General features: G+C 69.8%; 16 protein-coding genes, 1 tRNA gene and 2 pseudogenes. 10 read left to right on the top strand and 9 right to left on the bottom strand.

What is annotated here, in order from left to right:
- Window positions 1–236: 236 nt before the first annotated feature.
- The 4 genes from ACQEVG_RS00815 to ACQEVG_RS00830 all read left to right on the top strand — a co-directional run bounded on the left by ACQEVG_RS00815 (window position 237) and on the right by ACQEVG_RS00830 (window position 4,841).
- Window positions 237–386, top strand: coding sequence for a hypothetical protein (locus ACQEVG_RS00815; protein ID WP_432975417.1), 150 nt, complete (start codon window positions 237–239; stop codon window positions 384–386).
- A gap of 230 nt (window positions 387–616) precedes the next feature.
- Window positions 617–2,764: a DEAD/DEAH box helicase gene (locus ACQEVG_RS00820; protein ID WP_432975420.1), complete on the top strand. Its 2,148-nt coding sequence runs from the start codon at window positions 617–619 to the stop codon at window positions 2,762–2,764.
- A 385-nt stretch (window positions 2,765–3,149) separates the two neighbouring features.
- Window positions 3,150–4,694 (top strand): FG-GAP-like repeat-containing protein, encoded by a 1,545-nt coding sequence (locus ACQEVG_RS00825; RefSeq protein WP_432975423.1) that lies wholly within the window; start codon window positions 3,150–3,152, stop codon window positions 4,692–4,694.
- A gap of 74 nt (window positions 4,695–4,768) precedes the next feature.
- A tRNA-Lys gene (locus ACQEVG_RS00830) sits at window positions 4,769–4,841 on the top strand.
- A 48-nt stretch (window positions 4,842–4,889) separates the two neighbouring features.
- Here ACQEVG_RS00830 and ACQEVG_RS00835 read toward each other — a convergent pair.
- Window positions 4,890–5,353 (bottom strand): annotated as a pseudogene (locus ACQEVG_RS00835) (class I SAM-dependent methyltransferase); the annotation flags it as partial.
- A 172-nt stretch (window positions 5,354–5,525) separates the two neighbouring features.
- Here ACQEVG_RS00835 and ACQEVG_RS00840 point away from each other — a divergent pair.
- A pseudogene (locus ACQEVG_RS00840) lies at window positions 5,526–5,974 on the top strand (HD domain-containing protein).
- A 176-nt stretch (window positions 5,975–6,150) separates the two neighbouring features.
- Here the strand turns inward: ACQEVG_RS00840 and ACQEVG_RS00845 are convergent.
- Genes ACQEVG_RS00845 through dhaM form a run of 3 tightly spaced genes read right to left on the bottom strand, consistent with a single transcriptional unit; the run spans window position 6,151 to window position 7,894 of the window.
- On the bottom strand, window positions 6,151–7,125 hold the full coding sequence (locus tag ACQEVG_RS00845; protein WP_432975426.1) for an aldo/keto reductase: 975 nt from the start codon (window positions 7,123–7,125) through the stop codon (window positions 6,151–6,153).
- 39 nt (window positions 7,126–7,164) lie between these two features.
- Complete coding sequence (locus ACQEVG_RS00850) at window positions 7,165–7,518, bottom strand: HPr family phosphocarrier protein (RefSeq protein ID WP_432975429.1); 354 nt, start codon at window positions 7,516–7,518, stop codon at window positions 7,165–7,167.
- Window positions 7,502–7,894 carry a dihydroxyacetone kinase phosphoryl donor subunit DhaM gene (gene dhaM / locus ACQEVG_RS00855; protein ID WP_432975432.1) on the bottom strand — a complete coding sequence of 131 codons (393 nt, stop codon included), beginning with the start codon at window positions 7,892–7,894 and terminating at the stop codon, window positions 7,502–7,504. Before dhaM ends, ACQEVG_RS00850 begins: the two co-directional genes overlap by 17 nt.
- 58 nt (window positions 7,895–7,952) lie before the next feature.
- Here dhaM and ACQEVG_RS00860 point away from each other — a divergent pair, with 58 nt between their 5' ends.
- The 4 genes from ACQEVG_RS00860 to dhaL all read left to right on the top strand — a co-directional run bounded on the left by ACQEVG_RS00860 (window position 7,953) and on the right by dhaL (window position 11,581).
- Window positions 7,953–8,729, top strand: a complete 777-nt coding sequence (locus ACQEVG_RS00860) for an IclR family transcriptional regulator (protein WP_432975435.1) — start codon at window positions 7,953–7,955, stop codon at window positions 8,727–8,729.
- Between the two features lie 380 nt (window positions 8,730–9,109).
- Window positions 9,110–9,877 (top strand): MIP/aquaporin family protein, encoded by a 768-nt coding sequence (locus tag ACQEVG_RS00865; RefSeq protein ID WP_432975438.1) that lies wholly within the window; start codon window positions 9,110–9,112, stop codon window positions 9,875–9,877.
- Window positions 9,874–10,872 carry a dihydroxyacetone kinase subunit DhaK gene (gene dhaK / locus ACQEVG_RS00870; RefSeq protein ID WP_432975441.1) on the top strand — a complete coding sequence of 333 codons (999 nt, stop codon included), beginning with the start codon at window positions 9,874–9,876 and terminating at the stop codon, window positions 10,870–10,872. The genes ACQEVG_RS00865 and dhaK overlap by 4 nt, the downstream gene beginning before the upstream one ends.
- 82 nt (window positions 10,873–10,954) lie before the next feature.
- On the top strand, window positions 10,955–11,581 hold the full coding sequence (gene dhaL / locus ACQEVG_RS00875) for a dihydroxyacetone kinase subunit DhaL (protein WP_432975444.1): 627 nt from the start codon (window positions 10,955–10,957) through the stop codon (window positions 11,579–11,581).
- A 288-nt stretch (window positions 11,582–11,869) separates the two neighbouring features.
- On the opposite strand, the gene ACQEVG_RS00880 is transcribed toward dhaL, so the two are convergent.
- The 4 genes from ACQEVG_RS00880 to ACQEVG_RS00895 all read right to left on the bottom strand — a co-directional run bounded on the left by ACQEVG_RS00880 (window position 11,870) and on the right by ACQEVG_RS00895 (window position 15,781).
- The gene (locus ACQEVG_RS00880; protein ID WP_432975447.1) at window positions 11,870–12,277 is read right to left on the bottom strand and encodes an SHOCT domain-containing protein; all 408 of its coding nucleotides are present in this window, start codon (window positions 12,275–12,277) and stop codon (window positions 11,870–11,872) included.
- Window positions 12,278–12,381: 104 nt separating this feature from the next.
- Window positions 12,382–13,788 carry a DUF2252 domain-containing protein gene (locus ACQEVG_RS00885; protein ID WP_432975450.1) on the bottom strand — a complete coding sequence of 469 codons (1,407 nt, stop codon included), beginning with the start codon at window positions 13,786–13,788 and terminating at the stop codon, window positions 12,382–12,384.
- A gap of 30 nt (window positions 13,789–13,818) precedes the next feature.
- Window positions 13,819–14,016: a hypothetical protein gene (locus ACQEVG_RS00890; protein WP_432975453.1), complete on the bottom strand. Its 198-nt coding sequence runs from the start codon at window positions 14,014–14,016 to the stop codon at window positions 13,819–13,821.
- A 175-nt stretch (window positions 14,017–14,191) separates the two neighbouring features.
- Window positions 14,192–15,781 (bottom strand): LuxR C-terminal-related transcriptional regulator, encoded by a 1,590-nt coding sequence (locus tag ACQEVG_RS00895; RefSeq protein WP_432975456.1) that lies wholly within the window; start codon window positions 15,779–15,781, stop codon window positions 14,192–14,194.
- Window positions 15,782–16,140: 359 nt separating this feature from the next.
- Between ACQEVG_RS00895 and ACQEVG_RS00900 the strand changes: the two genes are divergently transcribed.
- Window positions 16,141–17,448, top strand: coding sequence for a diacylglycerol/lipid kinase family protein (locus tag ACQEVG_RS00900; RefSeq protein ID WP_432975459.1), 1,308 nt, complete (start codon window positions 16,141–16,143; stop codon window positions 17,446–17,448).
- A gap of 113 nt (window positions 17,449–17,561) precedes the next feature.
- Here the strand turns inward: ACQEVG_RS00900 and ACQEVG_RS00905 are convergent, their stop codons facing one another.
- Window positions 17,562–18,437 (bottom strand): peptidoglycan recognition protein family protein, encoded by an 876-nt coding sequence (locus ACQEVG_RS00905; protein ID WP_432975462.1) that lies wholly within the window; start codon window positions 18,435–18,437, stop codon window positions 17,562–17,564.
- Between the last annotated feature and the right edge of the window lie 288 nt (window positions 18,438–18,725).

An 18,725-nucleotide genomic window follows, 5' to 3' on the forward strand; every position in this document is an offset into this window, starting at 1 on the left:
GGGTGCCGGGCGGCCGGCATGCCAGTGTGGGGCACGGCGGCTCGGACGCCCCGGACGGGGGCGCGGAGGGCAAGGGGGCCTCGCCCAGCCCGAGCGGTACGGCGGGCCCCAGCGCGGGCCCCGGCCACCAGCGGCCGCGGCCGCCCGGAGGGCCCGGGCCGACGCAAGGCGGAGCTTCCCCTTCCGCGCAGCCGTCGCAGCCGCAGCCACAGCCGTCGCCGTCGGAGCCGCCGCCAGTGAGTGACACACCACCGCCGAGCGAGCCGACCGACCCGCCGCCGGCGTCGTCCGCGCCCGAGGTGCGGGCGGGCGCGATGCCGACGAACATGCAGGGGTACGGAATGCGTACGGAACCGGCCGCGTCACCGCAGCAAGGACCTATGTGACGAGTCGTGCGACGACCCGTGTAACGGGGGTCACTCGGGCGAGGTTTGCCATGGGTGGGGGAGGGTGCGTATGGTGGTAGATCGTTTGATCCCATTGCCCGGCGCCGACACAGAAGAGCGCCGCGTGGCGCGTACTCTCCCTAGCCGTGGCTGACCGCATTGAGGCGGTCGAATTGCGAAATCACGGAGTTTGGGCGCGTGCCGAGACTCCGGAAGGTTTCGCATTTCGCATGTCCACTTTCAGTACTGATCACGCCGTCATGCCCGAGAACGAGTCCGCCGAGGCCGTCGTCGAGACGTCTCCCGAGACCGCCGAGGCCGCTGCCGACACCGCTCCCGAGGTCACCTTCGGCGACCTGGGCCTGCCCGAGGGCGTCGTCCGCAAGCTCGCGCAGAACGGCGTGACCGTCCCCTTCCCGATCCAGGCCGCGACCATCCCGGACGCCCTGGCCGGCAAGGACATCCTGGGCCGCGGCCGCACCGGCTCCGGCAAGACCCTCTCCTTCGGCCTCCCGCTGCTCGCCACCCTGGCCGCCGGCCACACCGAGAAGAAGAAGCCCCGCGGCATCATCCTCACCCCGACCCGTGAGCTCGCGATGCAGGTCGCGGATGCCCTCCAGCCGTACGGCGACGTTCTCGGCCTCAAGATGAAGGTCGTCTGCGGCGGTACGTCGATGGGCAACCAGATCTACGCGCTCGAGCGCGGCGTCGACGTCCTCGTCGCCACCCCGGGCCGACTGCGCGACATCATCAACCGTGGCGCCTGTTCGCTCGAGAACGTCCAGGTCGCCGTCCTCGACGAGGCCGACCAGATGTCCGACCTGGGCTTCCTGCCCGAGGTCACCGAGCTCTTCGACCAGATCCCGGCCGGCGGCCAGCGGATGCTCTTCTCCGCCACCATGGAGAACGAGATCGGCACGCTCGTCCGCCGCTACCTCGTCAACCCGGTCAGCCACGAGGTCGACAGCGCCCAGGGCAACGTCACGACCATGACGCACCACGTGCTCGTCGTGAAGCCGAAGGACAAGGCGCCGGTCACCGCGGCGATCGCCGCCCGCAAGGGCCGCACCATCATCTTCGTACGCACCCAGCTGGGTGCCGACCGTATCGCCGAGCAGCTCGTCGATTCGGGCGTGAAGGCGGACGCGCTGCACGGCGGCATGACTCAGGGCGCGCGTACCCGCGTCCTCGAGGACTTCAAGAAGGGCTACGTCAACGCGCTCGTCGCGACCGACGTCGCCGCCCGCGGCATCCACGTCGACGGCATCGACCTGGTCCTCAACGTGGACCCGGCCGGTGACCACAAGGACTATCTGCACCGCTCGGGCCGTACCGCCCGCGCCGGCAAGTCCGGCACGGTCGTGTCGCTGTCCCTGCCGCACCAGCGCCGCCAGATCTTCCGTCTGATGGAGGACGCGGGCGTCGACGCCTCGCGCCACATCGTCGGCGGTGCCGGCGCCTTCGACCCGGAGGTCGCCGAGATCACCGGCGCCCGTTCGCTGACCGAGGTCCAGGCCGACTCCGCGAACAACGCCGCCAAGCAGGCGGAGCGTGAGGTCGCCGACCTCACCAAGCAGCTGGAGCGCGTGCAGCGCCGCGCGGCCGAACTCCGCGAGGAGGCCGACCGCCTGGTGGCGCGCGCGGCTCGCGAGCGGGGCGAGGACCCGGAGGCGGCGGTGGCCGAGGTGACGGAGGCCGCGGAGGCCGAGGTCGAGGCAGCGGTTTCGGTGCCTGAGCAGCCGACCGAGCGTCCGGCGTACGAGCGCCGGGACGACCGGGGCAACTTCGACCGCCGTGGCGGCGACCGTGGTGGGTTCCGCCGTGACAACGACCGTCCGTCGGGTGGTTTCCGTCGTGACAACGACCGTCGTGACGACCGTGGTGGCCGTTCCTTCGAGCGTCGTGACGACCGTCCCTCGAACGGCTTCCGCCGCGACAACGACCGTCCGTCGGGTGGTTTCCGTCGTGACAACGACCGTCGCGATGACCGTGGTGGCCGTTCCTTCGAGCGTCGTGACGACCGTCCCTCGAACGGCTTCCGCCGCGACAACGACCGTCCCTCCGGCGGCTTCCGCCGGGACGACCGCCCGTCGGGTGGCTTCAACCGTGACCGTGACGACCGTGGCGGCCGTTCCTTCGAGCGCCGCGACGACCGCCCCTCGAACGGCTTCCGCCGCGACGACCGCCCGTCCGGCCACCGCGGCAGCGACCGCCCCTTCAACCGTGACCGCCGCGACGACCGCCCCTCGAGCGGCTTCCGCTCCGGCGGCGACCGCCCGTACGGCCGCCGCGACGAGCACCGTGGTGGCAGCACCGGCACGAACACGGGCTCCTTCGGGCGCCGTGACGACAAGCCGCGCTGGAAGCGCAACGGCTGACCTGACCTGACGGTCCGACTGGCGGGGCTCGTACGACACTTGAGTGTCGTACGGGCCCTGTTTGCTGCTGTGGGGCTGCTGTTACGATCCGTCCACTCGCGTGGGGGTTCTGCCGGGGGGCAGCTCAACAAGATTCCGGTGCCGGAACAGGTGCTTGGCCCCTCCACGCCATCTTCTTGCCCTGGGGAGGGACTGAGTGGCCCATCGTGCCCTCATGCGCGGCGCCGTGGCGGCCGCCGCTGCTTTCACCTCGACCGCCGGGCCCGCCTCTGTCATGACCGGCCGGTTGACGGCAGAGAGTGTGACCGCCGCCCGGAGACCGCGGGCGACGCGATGGGGCGCGGGACGACCCGTGCCCACGACACGAAGGGACCCACAGACTCCGATGAGGAAACCCCGTCAGGCGCAACGCGCGGGCGTCCGTGCACTGGTCACCACCGCGCTCGCCGGAGCGCTGCTGGCCGGTACCACCGGCGCCGCTCAGCCCGCCGCCGCGGCCGAACCGGCCGTGCCGTCGTGGCTGGTGCCGATCGCCGCGGAGGATCAGGCGGACGGCACGAAGCGTGCCTGCACCGCGATCGTTCTGTCGCCGACCCGCAGCCTCGCAGCGCCCGACTGCTTCACCGGCCGGTCCGAGAAGGACTTCTTCTGGGATTACGACGCCACCGGCGAAATCGTGGGCGGGTCGAACCAGTGGGACTACCGGACGCATCCGCAGTACAACGCTGCCACCCGGCTGGCCGCGATCGGTGTTGCCAACCACACCCCTGCGAACCTGGGCGCGTTCGGCAGGCCAGTGCTCGCCGGTCCCGCCGACACCGGCCTCTACGCGGCAGGTTCGGCCGCCACCTTCTTCTCCTGGGCCGCCGTCGGCGACCCGAAGGCGAAGCGCGTACGCCACGCCGAGCAGGTCGTCGTACGCAGCAGCGCCGACTGCGCGACCGCGCTCGGCGTGAGCAGCCTGCCGAAGGGCACCGTCTGCACCGGGCCCGCCCCCGGCACCCTGCCCCCGAACGCCCAGGAGCAGTGCCTCGGCGACTCCGGCGGCGCGCTGGTCGCGGGCGGCAAGCTGATCGCGGTGTCCGCCACCGGCAGCACCGCGTGCGTGCAGAACGGCATTCGGCTGTACACGACGGTTCCCACGTACCGCGCCCTGATCGAGGGATGGACCAGGGATGTCGACCTCGACTATTGGACGTCCGGTTCGATCCTGGCTCGCGAGCCCGGTGAGGGAATCGTCGACTACCTGACGTACGGGCCGATCACTTCGGACCCGATCGACCAGACGGGCCAGCTCTTCGAGCCCAGCGCCAACCTGGTCCTCCAGGCCGGTGACCTCGATCGCAACGGCTACGCCGACCTGCTCGTCCGCACCACCGGTGGCTCGCTGCAGCGTGTCCCCATCAGACAGGACATCAGCACGGGCACACGGGTGAACCTGGGCACCGGCTGGAACCGGTACAACAAGCTGCTGGTCGTCCGTGACCTGACCGGGGACGGCCAGCCGGACCTGCTCGGCCGGGAGCCGTCCGGGTACCTGTGGCTGTACCGGGGCAACGGCGCGGGCGGCTTCGGCTCGCGGGTGCTGATCGGCTCAGGCTGGGGCCAGTACAACGCCATCGCCGGCCGCGGCGACCTGTCGGGGGACGCGGTCCCCGACCTGCTGGTCCGGGACGCCGTGGGTGATATGTGGCTGTACCGGGGCAATGGCCGCGGCGGTTTCCTGTCCCGTACGAAGGCGGCCACGGGCTGGAAGGGGTTCAACGCCATCGTCGGGTCAGGCGACTTCGACCACGACGGCCGCCAGGACGTCATCGGCCGGACTGCGGCCGGGGCGGGCTACCTGTACAACATCAACGGCAGGGGCAACTTCGTCACCGGCAAGCTGCTCACGTCCAATCGCTACATGGGATACGTCGCCCTGAGCTGACGGAAGGTGCCCGGCAGCCGATACCCGATCGGCTGCCGGGCAACGTCCGGCTATGCTCAGGGGTGTCTTGCCGAGGGCCGTTAGCTCAATTGGCAGAGCAGCGGACTTTTAATCCGTTGGTTGTGGGTTCGAGTCCCACACGGCCTACACCTCAGCCCCAGCTCAGAGCGGATCTGATCTGGGGCTGACTGCGTTTTAGGGGCCTTGAAGATCGTTAGCTAGGAGTGTGCCGATGTGCCCCGGCTCCGGAGCGTCAAGCACACGCGCCTCGACATCGCAGAATCCGTGCCGCTCGAGCATGCTGGTCCAGCGCTTGGGTGTGTAGCTGTAGCGGTAGGTGAACATCGCCTTGCCGGCGAAGCCGCCCTTGTACATGCCCTGCGGTCCGTAGGCGCCAGGGATGGCTGGCGGGTGAGAGAAAGCGAGAACGCCGCCAGGCTTCAGGCGCTCGGCGATGAGCGGCAGCAGTTCGGCCGGGTCGGTGAACCAGGCGGCGCCGAAGATCGAGTAGATCGCGTCGTAGATCTCGGTGCTCTCGCGCAGGTGGTCGAGGACCTCGGAACAGATGAACTCCACCCCCGAAGGTCCCCATCGCTCCGTCGTCTTCTCACCATGACCGGCGAGAGATCCACCCCCGTGGCCTTGACTCCGCGCTGGGCCTGCTCACCGTGCGACCGAACCTCCTGCGCCGCGGAGTGCCAGCAGCCCGCGCCCTACGCGACCGCCTCCCCGTGATGTTGGATAGCCGAGAGCTCTCGACGCGAGCGCGCCGCGAGCTCGACGGCATCCGGTACGCAATCCGCCTCGCCGAGGCGTGAGAGGAGACGGACGGTGGCTGACGACCTGTCCGGGGTGGCGCACTTCCTGTACGAGGCGGGCACGCTCAAGCACACGCGCCGCACGGGGTGGTGGATGGCCGGGGTGCGTCATCTGTGAACTACCTCGGGAAGAACTACTCGTTGGAGGCCGATCCGCGCGACGTGACCGCTGACCAGACCGCGGGCATGCCGGAGGTGCTGGCCTCGACGGTTCGCGATCTCATCGAGGAGTACGAGGCAAAAGAGACTCCGGAGGCCGTCTGCGCTCGGGACGCGGACAAGCTCGAGTGCATGCTGCAGGGCATCGAATACAAGGCGCAGGGCTACGAGAACGCGCAACGGTGGATCGACAACAGCCGCGGCAGAATCGTGACGGAGACTGGGCAGCGTCTCGCCGATGAGCTTCTCTCGCAGGGATCGCTGGACTGGCTGCGCGCCGCCCTTGGCGAGAAGAACGTCTGACGTTGGACGCACGAACGCGCCCCTTCCACCCGAAGGTGAGAGGAGCTCAGTACGGGTACTGGCGGCGTTGGCGGGTCGAGGCCGAGGGACAGCAGGCCGCCGCCCGCCGGTCGGGGTGCTCTGTTGTTCCTCGGCCTCGTGCGTGAGCGATGCGTGGGCGGACGGGTCCGGCAGCGCTAGGTCCAGGGGAGCTGGGACCTGTGGGACCAGTAGGTCTGCGGGGTCTCCGCGAGGTCGGCGAGCCGGTCAAGTTGGTCGGTGCCGAGGTGCACTGTGGTCGCCTCCAGGTTGGAGGTGAGCTGGCGGGTTGTCGCAGCCCCCGACAGGACGAGACGAGCCCAGGGCTGGTGGAGTGCCGCCGCCAGGGCGATGGCATCGAAGGAGGCGTTCGTCGCTTCCGCGATCGGTGCGAGGACCGGGTGACGAGCGAGCTCTGGCTGGGCGAGCCGGCCGTTGGCGAGGGCTTCCTTGACGATGACCGTGCGGCCTGCGTCGTACGCATCGGACAGAGCCGGTCCGGCGGAGGTTTCCAGCAGGTTCCAGGTGGCCTGCACGCTCTGGAACAGAGGTTCACCGTCGACGGCGATGTCGAGGGCGGCGCGGATGGCGTCGCGCTGATTCGGGCCGCTGGTGGACAGGCCCACGGTGACTCCCTGGGCGGTCAGTTCGGCGAGTCGGTGGTGCAGGGCGGTGTCGGTGAGGACGGTGCTGTCGGGGGTGACCGAGTGGACCTGGTAGAGGTCGAGTCGTTCGCCGAGAAGGGATCGGGTCTCGGCGAGCTGCCGGTCGTAGGTGCCCGCGCTGTGGTCCTTGACCTCATGGGTCGGGGCGTCGACGCGCCAGTCAGCGGTGTACGTGTAGCCCCACTTGCTGCCGACGAGCAGTTCCCGGGGGGTGCCGCGGCTCCGCAGCCAGTCGGCGAGGAACTCCTCGGCCCGGCCGTAGGAGCGCGCGGTGTCGATGTAGCGGATGCCGCGGGCGTAGGCGAGGTCGAGCAGTTCGTGCGCGTGGCGGCGCATCGCGGCGACAGTGCGCCCGGCCGGCAGATCGCTCTCGTGGCCCAGGGTGATGTAGCCGGGCCGCCCGACCGCGGCCAGGCCCAGACCCATCCGTTCGATCGACGCCTGGGGATGTACGGGGGACATGGGCATGGTCGGCGGCTCTTCCGGTGCGGCGGCGGGTGGGCCGGGCTATTCGGCAGTGGCGAGGATATCCGCCAGGGCGGTGACCGCCCGGTCCGCGTCGGGGCCTTCGGCACGCACGGTCACCGTGTTTCCGGCGGTGGCGCCCAGGCCCATCACGGCAAGGATGCCGGTCGGGTCGACGGTCCGGCCCGCGTGCTCGAGCTGTACGGCACTGGTGAAGCCGGCAGCAGCTCGGGCGAGCCGGCCCGCCGGGCGCGCGTGCAGGTTGGCGGGCAGGACAATGGTGATCTCATGTTGGGTGGCAGGCGCAGTGGCTGCGGCGGTCGCGGAATACGCGGTGGTCGTGGCGTATGCGGTGGTCGCCGTGGCTGCGGGGGTGGGCTCAGAGCTTGGGGACATTGCGGGCCTCCTTGGCGGCGTTGGAAACGGTCTCCAGGTCGGCGCCGGATGCGGCGGTGACCACGGCTGCGACGGCTCCCTCGACGAAGGGCGCGTCGACGATCAGCACGTCGGGGCGGGGATGGTCTTCCAGAACGGTGCGGGCGGTGAGGACGGAGCTGCCGAGATCGGGAAGTACGACGACGCCGGCTCCGCGGTCGGCGTGCCGGATCGCGGCGAGGACGAGGTCGTAGCTGGTGCCGATCCGGCCTTCGGCGGTTCCTCCGGCGGTGGCGAGGGGGACTGTGTCGGAGCCGATCTGCTCCACCAGCTGGCGAAGGCCCGCGGCGAGCTCGGCGCTGTGGGACACGAGTACGATGCCGACAAGTTTGCTCATGAACACATACGCTAATTCTCAGAACACGATTCAGCAATACCGAACGAGGAGTTTTTTCATGGTGCAGGCGGTGCAGCGGGCGGCCCAGATCCTGCGGGAGCTCGCGTCCACAGGGCCCCGGCTGGGTGTGACCGAGCTGGCCGACCGCCTGGGCGTGGCCAAACCCACCGTCCATGCCCTGCTCCGCACGCTGGAGGCCGAGGGGATGGTGGTCCAGGACCGCGACAGCGCCAAATACCAGCTCGGCCCCGGCCTGGTACGGCTGGGCAACGCCTACCTGGACACCCAGGAGCTGCGCACCCGCTCGCTGACCTGGGCGGACCAACTCGCCACCCGTACGGGCGAAGCGGTGTGGGTGGCCGTGCTCACCGACGACCACATCCTGGTGGTGCACCACGCCTTCCGGCCGGAGGGCGCCGTACAGATCCTCGAAGTGGGAGCCAGCATCCCGTGGAGCACCTGTGCTCTCGGCAAGGCCATCGTCGCCTTCGCTCCGGCGGCCGAGCGCGAGCGGCTGCTCGCCGGCGAGCTCGCGGTTCTCACCGGCACCAGCATCACCGACCCGAAGGAGCTGGCAGGCCGGCTGGACGAAGTCCGCAACACGGGTTACGCGCTGGAGGACCAGGAGTCCGCCATCGGTGACGCGGGCATCGCGGCCCCCGTCTTCGACCGCTCGGGCGAGGTGGCGGGCGCCATCGGCATTGTGGGGCCGGTCGAGCGTCTGCTGGCCGAATCGGCACGTCAGGAGCTTGCTGTCGCGGTCCGGGAGACCGCCCGCAATCTCTCCCGCGACCTGGGCGCACCCCGGGGAACCGCCCGTCGCGCAAACGCCTGACGCGCCCGGGGCGGGGACACCCTGGCCCGCCCCGCGGGATGCGTCCCGACCCGCCAGCCCCGTGCGCGCGAGGCTCCCTCCGCAGCCGGGCTGCAGCCCCGCTGGACCCCTGACAAAGGCCCATGGCACCCGCCGTGGGCCTTTTCGCTGTGGTGGAAGGTCGCGGTTCCGGACCTCTTGACAGTTGCGAAGCCCAGGCTTAACGTCCGAACAATGTTCATCAATGATGAACGCATTTGCCGGAAGTTCCTCACCGGTTCCCCTGAGCCGGCCGCCAGGCTCCCTGCCCCCGACACAGCCCGGCGGCCACCTCCCTTCACAGCCCGCTCCGCGCGGAGGAGGTGAGACGCCCAACGCGCCGCCCGGCGCCGGGCGCCATCATGGAAGAGAACACTTACCCTCAGAAGCTTCTCGCCGAGATGCTGGGCACCGCCACGCTGGTGTTCATCGGCGTCGGTTCGGTCCCCGCCACGCTCATCATCGGCGGCCAGGCCCCATTCACCATGGCCGAGCTGGGGATGATCTCGCTCGCGTTCGCCACGGCCGTCATTGCCATGGTCTACGCGATCGGTCACATATCCGGCTGCCAGATCAATCCGGCCATCACCCTGGCACTGGCCGTCACCAAGAAGATGCCCTGGCGGGACGTCCCCGGCTATGTCGCCGCCCAGGTGGCGGGCGCACTCCTGGGATCCCTGGCGATCGTCGGCGTACTGGGACACAAGGCCGTGGACGTCGGTCTGGGCATCGCCACGTACGGCCCTCACATCAGTACGGGCCAGGCCTTCTTCGCGGAAGCCATCGGCACGCTCATCCTGGCATTCGTCGTCTTCGGCGCCATCGACCGCCGCTCGTCCGGTGGTTTCGCCGGCCTTGCCATCGGTCTGGCCGTGTTCGCGATCATCATCCCGGTCGCGCCCGCCACCGCCGCCGCCATCAACCCGGCCCGCGCCATCGGCCCCATGACGATCGGTCAACTCTTCGACGGCACGGTCCACTGGAACCAACTGCCCGTGTATCTGACCGCCGAGGTGATCGGCGCGGTCGCGGGCGGTTTGCTCTACGCCGCCTTGAACGCCCGCCGCCTGCCCGCCACCGCCGAGGGACCGGCCAAGCCGGTCCCGGCCGCCGAAGGAGTCCTGTCGTGAAGAAACTCATCAACGCTCCCGAGGATGTCCTGGACGATGCCCTGACCGGGATCGCCGCCGCCCGCCCCGACCTCCGTGTCGACGCGGAGAACAAGGTGATCACCCGGGCCGTCGGCATCAGACGGGGCAAGGTCGGCCTTGTCTCCGGCGGCGGCTCCGGACACGAGCCGCTGCACGGCGGCTTCGTGGGACGCGGCATGCTGGACGCCGCCTGCCCCGGAGAGGTGTTCACCTCGCCCGTACCCAAGCAGATGCTTGCCGCGGCCCAGGCCGTCAATGGCGGTGCGGGTGTGCTGTTCATCGTGAAGAACTACACCGGCGACGTCCTCAATTTTCAGATGGCCGCCGAACTGGCCACCGAGGAAGGCATCACGGTCGAGACCGTCCTGGTCGACGACGACGTCGCCGTCCAGGACTCCACCTGGACCGCCGGGCGCCGGGGCACCGGAGCCACCGTCTTCGTCGAGAAGATCGCCGGGGCCCTGGCCGAACAGGGCGCCCCTCTCGCCCTCGTCGCCAAGGCCGCCCGCCGTGTCAACGCCTCCTCCCGGTCCTTCGCCGTCGCCCTGACCGCCTGCACCACACCCGCCTCCGGCAAGCCCGGTTTCGAGCTGCCCGAGGACGAGATCGAGGTCGGTGTCGGCATCCACGGCGAACCCGGACGCAGCAGGGAAAAGCTCCGTCCGGCCAAGGAGATCGTGGCCATCGCCCTGGACGCGATCCTCGCCGACCAGCCCCTCCGGGCGGGGGACCAGACCATCGTCATGGTCAACGGCCTGGGCGCCACACCTCTGCTGGAGCTGTACGTGGCCTACGGCGAGGTCGCAGCCGTACTCGCGGACAAGGGCATCGTCATCGCCCGCAACCTGATCGGAAACTACGTCACCAGCCTGGACATGGCTGGTGTTTCCATCACCGTGTGCAAGGCCGATCCCGACATTCTGTCCCTGTGGGACCTGCCCGTGAACACCCCCGCCCTGCGCTGGGGAGTCTAGAGAGAGCCGGGCGGGTCCGGCACACGTGAGAGTTCCGGACCCGCCCCCACCCCGATGCGCGACCCCCAAGAACGGAGACTCCGTGGACATCGACCTCGCCCGCACCTGGGTGCAGGCCATCGCCGCCGCCGTGGAACAGCACAAGGACCACCTCACCCAGCTCGACTCGGCCATCGGCGACGCCGACCACGGCACCAACATGCACCGCGGCTTCTCCGCCGCCGGCACCGCACTCGCCGGCCTCGCGCCGGACACCGTGGGGGCCGTGCTGGTCGAGACCGGCACCACCCTGATCTCCAGCGTCGGAGGCGCCTCCGGCCCCCTCTACGGCAGCGCCTTCCGCGCCATGGGCAAGGCCCTGGACACACCCACCGCCGACACGGAACAGTTCGCGGCCGCCCTCGCGGCCGGACTCCACAGCGTCCAGAGACTCGGCACGGCTGCGGCCGGGGACAAGACAATGATCGACGCCTACGCCCCCGCGCTGGCCGCCTTCCGGCTGGCGGCCGACTCGGGCAGCGATTTCGCCGCCGCCGCCCTCGCGGCCGCCGACGCCGCCGAGGAAGGCATGCGTGCCACCACACCGATGCAGGCCCGCAAGGGACGCGCCTCCTACCTCGGCGCCCGCAGCATCGGGCACCAGGACCCGGGGGCCACCTCCACCGCGCTGATCTTCCGCGCCCTCGCCGAAACGATGGCCTCCCGATGACCCGTCGGGCCTTTCCCGGCCACGCCGCCTCGCACGGCACAGTCCTGTGCTTCCGCCACGCACGGATCGCCCGCCCACCCGTACCGCCCTGCCCCGTCGTACCGCCGGCGACCCGGTGCAACAGTCACCGATGCCTTCGACGCCCTTGCGGCGCCGCCGCCGCACACCCCCTCGTCATCCCTGAGCCGAAGACCCCTTGTGGGTTCGGGTCCACGTGGCGCCCTGACCGGATTCACCGGTCGGGGCGCTTCGCCGCTCCGGCTCTTGCGTCCCGATCGGCTGCGGGGTTCAGGCCAGGATCTTCTGCTTGGCCCGCTCGAATTCCTGCTCCGAAATCTCGCCCTTGGCCTTGAGCTCGGACAGTTTGGCCAGCTGGTCCGCCCCACTCCCGCCACCGGCTGTCTCCCTGATGTAGGACTCCATGGCAGCCTGCTGCTTCTGTGCCTCGGTGATTTCGCGCCTGCCCATGTCCTTGCCCCGGACGATCACGTACACAAGGACACCGAGGAACGGGACGACGAGCACGAAGATCAGCCATGCCGCCTTGGCCCCTCCACTCATCTCGTGGTCGCGGAAGATGTCGATGATGATCCGGAAGAGCAGCATCAGCCACATGATCCAGAGGAAGATCCACATCACGGTCCAGAAGGCGCCCAGCACGGGGTAGTCGTACGCCAGGTCCAGGTAGCCATCCATAGCTCTCCTCCTGCCACTTGCTTTCGGACCTCAGAGGGCCCGCTCCCTTCCAGACTCCTCGTTTCCCGGCCCGAGGCCTCACCTGTCACGGGTGAATCGTGCGCTCACGCGGTCTCGGCGGTGACCCGTCCCGTGCGCGCCGCCTCGGCGAGGGCCTGGAAGTCTCGTTCGTTCTGGTCGGCGTAGAGCTCGGCGAACTCCGCCAGTGCCCGGTCGAAGCTGTCGTTGCTGCCGAGGTAGGCGGCAATGGCGATCCGGTCGCCGGAGCGGGCGTGGGCGCGGGCCAGTGTGGTGCCGCAGATGCTGCCGAAGAACTCCATTTGCATCGGGGTCATGAGCTCGGGCTGGGCGATGCCCTTCCAGTCACGCAACTGGCGGACGTAGAAGTCGCGCTGCAGTCCGTCGATGCCCGTGGCCCGCTCCCAGCCGAGGAAGATGTCGCTGGTCGCCTGCATGAGCCGCTGCCCCGACACCACCCGCTCGCCCTGGTTGTCGTACTTGCCGGCACCGGCGTACGGGGCGAGCACCGACTGGTCGGCCTCCTTGGCCTGCAGCAGCAGCGGGTCCCGGTCGTCCGTGCCGAGCAGGAGCAGCACCCAGCAGCGGGTGCCCACGCTGCCGACTCCGACCACCTTGCGGGCGATGTCGACCAATCGGAACTGTTCGAGCAGATGCCGTCGGTCGGACGGGAGGCTGAGGCCGTATCGCGTGATGAGGAGACGGATCTGCCGCTCGAGCGTCTCGCGCTCGACGCCGGGGAGCAGGTCGCCCAGCGGGACGATCAAAGGCGGGTCGGGCGCGATCCGGCGCTCGCCGTCGATGACCTTCGTGAGTTTCTGATACGCCTGCAGGCTGTCCCGCGTTCGTGCCGTGGCCAGCGCCCGGGACATCCTGTTGCGGGCGCTCTTGCCCACCCCCTCGGGCAGGAGCTCACGCAACCGGTCGGTATCGCCATGGGTGTACCAGACATCGAGGTTGCGCATCCCGGCGAATCCGCGCATCGCGTCCCGGTAGGCCCGGACGGTGCCCCGGACCACGGCGTTGCGCTGTTTCCCCGAGAAATCGTTGGCGCGACCGGCGATCACCAGGCTCGCCGCAAGCCGCTTGACGTCCCACTCCCATGGGCCGGGCAGGGTCTCGTCGAAGTCGTTGATGTCGAAGACCAGACGCCGTTCGGGGGAGGCGAGCAGTCGGAAGTTCAGCAGGTGGGCGTCCCCGCAGAGCTGCGCGACGAGCCCGGTGTGGGGCGCGGCGCCGAGGTCGGTGGCCATGATCGAGGCCGCGCCCCGGTAGAAGCGGAATGGGGATTCCAGCATCCGGCCGTACCGGATGGGTACGAGTTCCGGCACGCGGGAGGCCGACTGGCGCTCGATGGTCTCGACGGGGTCGGGTCGGTCCGCCGGCGGTTCGAACCCGGCATGGCTGGAGCGTGGCACCCGCGCGCGGGCCGCCTTGCCGCGGGTGGCCCGCTCGTGCCGGTCCAGGTGTACGCCCGGGGTCGTCGCGTTCATCGCGAAGCCTCCTTGTCGCTGCGGAACCGATCAGTCCGGCAGTCGACGCATCTCGACCACGTGCAGGCCCAAGTTCTGGAAGCGCATGAGCAGTCCGTACAGGTGAGCCTCGTCGGTGACCGGGCCGAAGAGCAGTGTCTGGTGTGTGGTCGGTGCTGCCTCCAACTCGGGGAAGGCCTGTGCAACGGGCCTGGACAGGTTGTCGGTGACGCGGAACTCGTAACGCATGCCCGCACCTCCCAATTGTCCCGGTTGGTGCTGGATGGTCCAGGGGAATCGTCCTTCCTTGCATGTTGTCCGACGTGGGACCGGCGCGGCATCACCCGGATGAGGTGAGTCCGTACGCCGAGCCTGCATTCCGAGTCCGTACGCCGAGCTCGCGCTCCGAGCCCGCATGTCGCCGTCAGAGCAGGTGGAGCTCCCGCGCGCGGCGGACCGCATCGCTGCGCCGCGAAACGGAAAGCTTGCGGTAGATGCTCCTCAGATGTGTCTTCACCGTATTGACGGACACATAGAGCGCTGCGGCGATCTCCTCGGTCGACATCATCTGCGCGGCAAGCCGCAGCACGTCGCGTTCGCGGTCGCTGAGCGACTCGACGAGGATCTCGCGCGCGGGGCCGCCATCCGGGGTCGGCAGGCTGCCGGCGGATGCCGTGCGCTCGGTGAGCCCGGGGAGGTCGCCGGCGAGTCCGGGCCGATGGTCGAGCAGCTGCCGCAGCCAGGGCGCGGCACCCGGCAGGTCGGCCGGCATGTCGGCGAAGAGCCGCTCCAGGCCGTGGGTGTCCCGGCCGGTGAGCAGACCGCCGAGGGCAAGGCGATCGAGGATCAGGGCGGCGGCGTACTCCCAGTCCCCTGCCGCGGCCGCGTGTTCCATGGCTTCGCTCATCAGGCCGGCGTCGGCGAACCAGCGTGCCGCGAGACGATGCAGCTGTGGTTCGAGGCTGGGCCGGCGGCTGTGCAGGTGCGCGTGCAGGACCTCGGTGAACAGCGGGTGGAAGCGGCACCAGGGCGTGTCACCGAGCGGTTCTACGAAGGCGTTGGCGCGGGTGAGGTCGGCCAGGATCTCCGCGGCGTCCTCGCGTCCGGTCAGCACGTTCGCCAGCTGCGGGTGCACCCGGTTCAGGATGCTTGTGCGCATCAGCAGATCCTGGGTGGCGGCGGGCTGGGCCTCGACGACTTCGGCAAGCAGGTAGTCGGCGACGGCACTCTGGGAAAGGGCGAAGGACCGGGCGAAGCCGGTCGGGTCGTCGGCCCGCTGCATGGCCAGGGCACACAGCCGCAGTCCGGCGGCCCACCCCTCGCTGCGGCGGGTGAGGGCGTCGACGGTCTCCGCCGGCGAAGCCAGGCCGTGTCGCCGCAGCAGTGTCGCGGTCTCGTGCCGGGTGAACGCCAGGTCGGCGCTGCGGATCTCGCGGATGCGGTCTTCGGCGCGGTAGCGGTGGAGGGGGAGCAGCGGGTCGATCCGGCTGATCAGCACCAGGCGCAGCTGCGGTCCCACGTGGTTCAGGACGAAGTCCAGGCCCGAGGCCACCTCGCGGCCGGGCACCTGGTCGAGGCCGTCGAGTACGAGCACCACCGGCTGAGGCAGGCGGGCGAGCGCGGAAGCGAGCCGGACCAGCAAGGAATGGTCGACGCTGTCGGCGCGTGCGGGGGAGCCGAGGTCGTCGGGCAGCGTCACCCGGTGGTGACGGAAGGCTTCGAGTACATAGGTCCAGAACACGCCGGGGGCGCTGTCCTCGTCTTCAAGGGTGAGCCACACGACCGGGTGCGGCGCCGGGGCACCGACCGCCCACGAGGCGGCGAGCAGGGTCTTCCCGGCGCCGGCGGGGCCCGTGATCAGGGTCAGCGGTCCGGCGGTTCCGTCGGTGAGGCGGTCCAGGAGGCGCTTGCGGCGTACGAACGTCCCCGGAGTGGCCGGTACGGAGAACTTCGTGGCCAGTAGCGGGTGACCGGTCGGAGCCGGCTGCGCCGCCGAGGCTGTGGTGCGGGGCATGCGACCACCATGTGGCTGTCGGCTGCCTTGTCCTGCCAACCGTACGAAAGGTGCAGGTCGGTGCAGTGGGCCCTTCGTGCCGACAGGCACTGGTACCGACAGGCACTGGTACTGACGGACACTGGTACCGACGGACACTGGTACCGACGGGCACTGGTACCGACGGACACTGGTACCGACGGGTCAATCTTCACCGCGCCTGTTCATGATCGCCAGGCGGAGCAGTCGACGCCAACGCGGACATCACCCGCTAAGGGTGAAAAAGCCTCTGGTGGTGGGCGGGCGTTCACCCATGGAAGGCGATGCGCCGACCGGGCCGCAGCGGTGCAATGAGGCGCACGAAGTGGCGGGAGGGTCCTATGGACGTCGTTTCCGGCGTGCGCGGCGCCGGGGCGAGGCGCTGGTTCGCGCGGTTGGCACTTTTCGCCGGGGCCGCGGTCGTCCTCGTCCTGCTGGTGTTCGCGGGAATCAGGACTCTCGCCCTGGTGGGCCTCGGGCTGGCCGGACTGGTCCTCGGCGCAGCCTGCGCGTGGTGGGCACTGAGCCGCCGTGGACTCGGCAGGGTTCTCGCGTTCGTGATGGCGGCGGCCGCGCCGGTGGCCGTGCTCGTGCTCTACGCGCTGTCCGGGCTGCTGTGGGTCGTCATCGTGTCCCTCGGGCTGTGGGCTGTGGCGGTCTCCGCGGGCTGGGCCGCGCTCAGAGACATCGAGCCGGCGGACACTCCGGAATTCCGGACCCCTCCTCCCAGGCGTCCGTTCCTGATCATGAATCCCAGGTCGGGCGGTGGAAAGGTGGGGACATTCGGCCTGAAGGAGAAGGCCGAGGCACTCGGCGCCGGCGTCCTGCTGCTGGACACCGGCCATCCATCCGATGTCGTCGAGCTCGCACGCCGAGCCGTCGCCGATGGTGCCGACCTGCTCGGCGTCGCGGGCGGCGACGGCACACAAGCCCTGGTCGCAGGGGTGGCCTCGGAACACGGCATTCCCTTCCTGGTCGTCCCGGCCGGAACCCGCAACCACTTCGCCCTGGACCTGGGCCTCGACCGGACCGACCCGTCGACAAGCCTGGACGCACTCACCGACGGCGTCGAACTCCATGTCGACCTGGGCTTCATCGGTGAGCATGCGTTCGTCAACAACGCCTCTTTCGGCACCTACGCGGTGGTGGTGCAGAGCCCCGCCTACCGCGACGACAAGGTCGGCACGATCCTGCAGATGCTTCCGGACCTGCTGACCCACCGGAGCGGCCCTCGTCTGGCCGTGCTCGCAGCAGATGCGGCCATCGACGAGCCCCAGGCCGTACTGGTCAGCAACAACCCCTACCGGCTGGGCGACCCGGCCGGACTGGGACGGCGGGACCGGTTGGATTCAGGCGTCCTGGGGGTCCTGGGCATCAAGGTCGACAGCGCCGCGCAGGCGGTCGACATGCTCCGTGGCGAACGTGCCCGCGGACTCACCGTGCTGACGGCCCGTGAGGTGGTCATCGACGCCGACGAGCCCGAGGTCCAGGTCGGGGTGGACGGCGAGGCGCTCACCCTGCCGGCACCCGTGCGCTGCGTGATCCGGCCGGGAGCCCTGCGCGTACGGGTACCGCGGGGCCGGCCCGGTGTGCCCCGGGCGAAGCCACCCGTGGACTGGCGGCGACTGCGAAGGCTCGCGTTCACGTAGCCGACGCCCCTGCCACGGAGCAGCCTCGGTGGGGTTCTCCGCGCATGCGAGCAGAACCCCACCGAATACCTTCCGTGCCCCCAGGCGGCAGAACGGCGTTACGCGGAACGGTGTTACTGGGCGAGCCGGGCGGCGAGCTTGGCAGCCACCTGTTCCGCGATCTTTTCGGCGAGGACGGGGTGCGCCGCGACCTTGTCCGCGATCGCCGCGATCTGTGCCTCGGTGAGCTCCACCGGCTCAAGGGCATCGACCTTCGTCCATGTGGAGTTGAGTATCGCCCAGGCGTCGCGGTCGAGTTGCCCCTGATAGGTCCAGGGGGCGATCCGCCGCTGCTCGTGGAGTTCCTTGAGCTGCCTGGCCTGCTCGGGGGTCATGTCTTCCTCCTCGGGGGGTTGGGTGGTGCCGAGCCGCTCGCCGATCCGGGCCCGCATCGACGACATGCTGAATCCGCGGGGGTCGACCTTCCCCGGCTGCCACTCGTGGTGGCCGATCACCGAGCGCTGCGACCAGCCGTGCACTCGGCAGAGCGCTGCGGCCGCCTTCTCGATCGCCTCCAACTGGGCGGCCGGCCACGGGTCCTTGCCGTCGCCGAGGTTGATGCACTCGAAGCCGTAGAAGGCGCGATTGCCGTCGGTGTTGGCCTCGTTGTCCGGGGGCAGGTCCCGTTCGTCGATGACGGCCCGCAGTACGTCGTCGTCGCCGAGACCGGCATGGTTGGCCCGGCCGTTGCCGACGAGGTGGACCCTGCCGGACTTGTCGATGACGCCGTGGCACAGCGGGCCGGGCAGGGCGGAGTAGCCGTCGTAACAGATGGATACGGAGTTTGCGGTGCCGGACGTCACGGTGTGGTGGATCATCACGCCGTGCACGGGGCCCCACGGGCCTTTGTGATTGCGGTTGTGCGTACGCCAGTTGCGGACCTCGACGACGGTCAGGTGCTCGTCGCGCAGCGCCTTCAGTAATCGGTCGGCGGACATGGGTGTTGCCATCGGTCCTCCAGACATGGACAGGACCTCGCTGTAGCGCTGGAGGACGCCTCCGCCAGCCGGCCGCCAAGGTCCCTTCCTGGTGATACCCACCCAGTCACAGTCAAACGTGTGTACGGGTGGCGCATCGCGCAACCGGCGCCGGACAACCGTCGACATCCGGCCTCTGACGTGCGCCCACCCGGTGGTCCGGAGAAAATCTCAGAAAATCCCCCGCGCGCTGTCGAGAATGCCGCATCCGCTCCGACGTCCCCTGTGAGAGTTGCCCACAAGGGGTGACAGCGCATCCGA

This window comes from Streptomyces sp. CA-135486 (genome assembly GCF_050936555.1).
GTDB lineage: Bacteria > Actinomycetota > Actinomycetes > Streptomycetales > Streptomycetaceae > Streptomyces.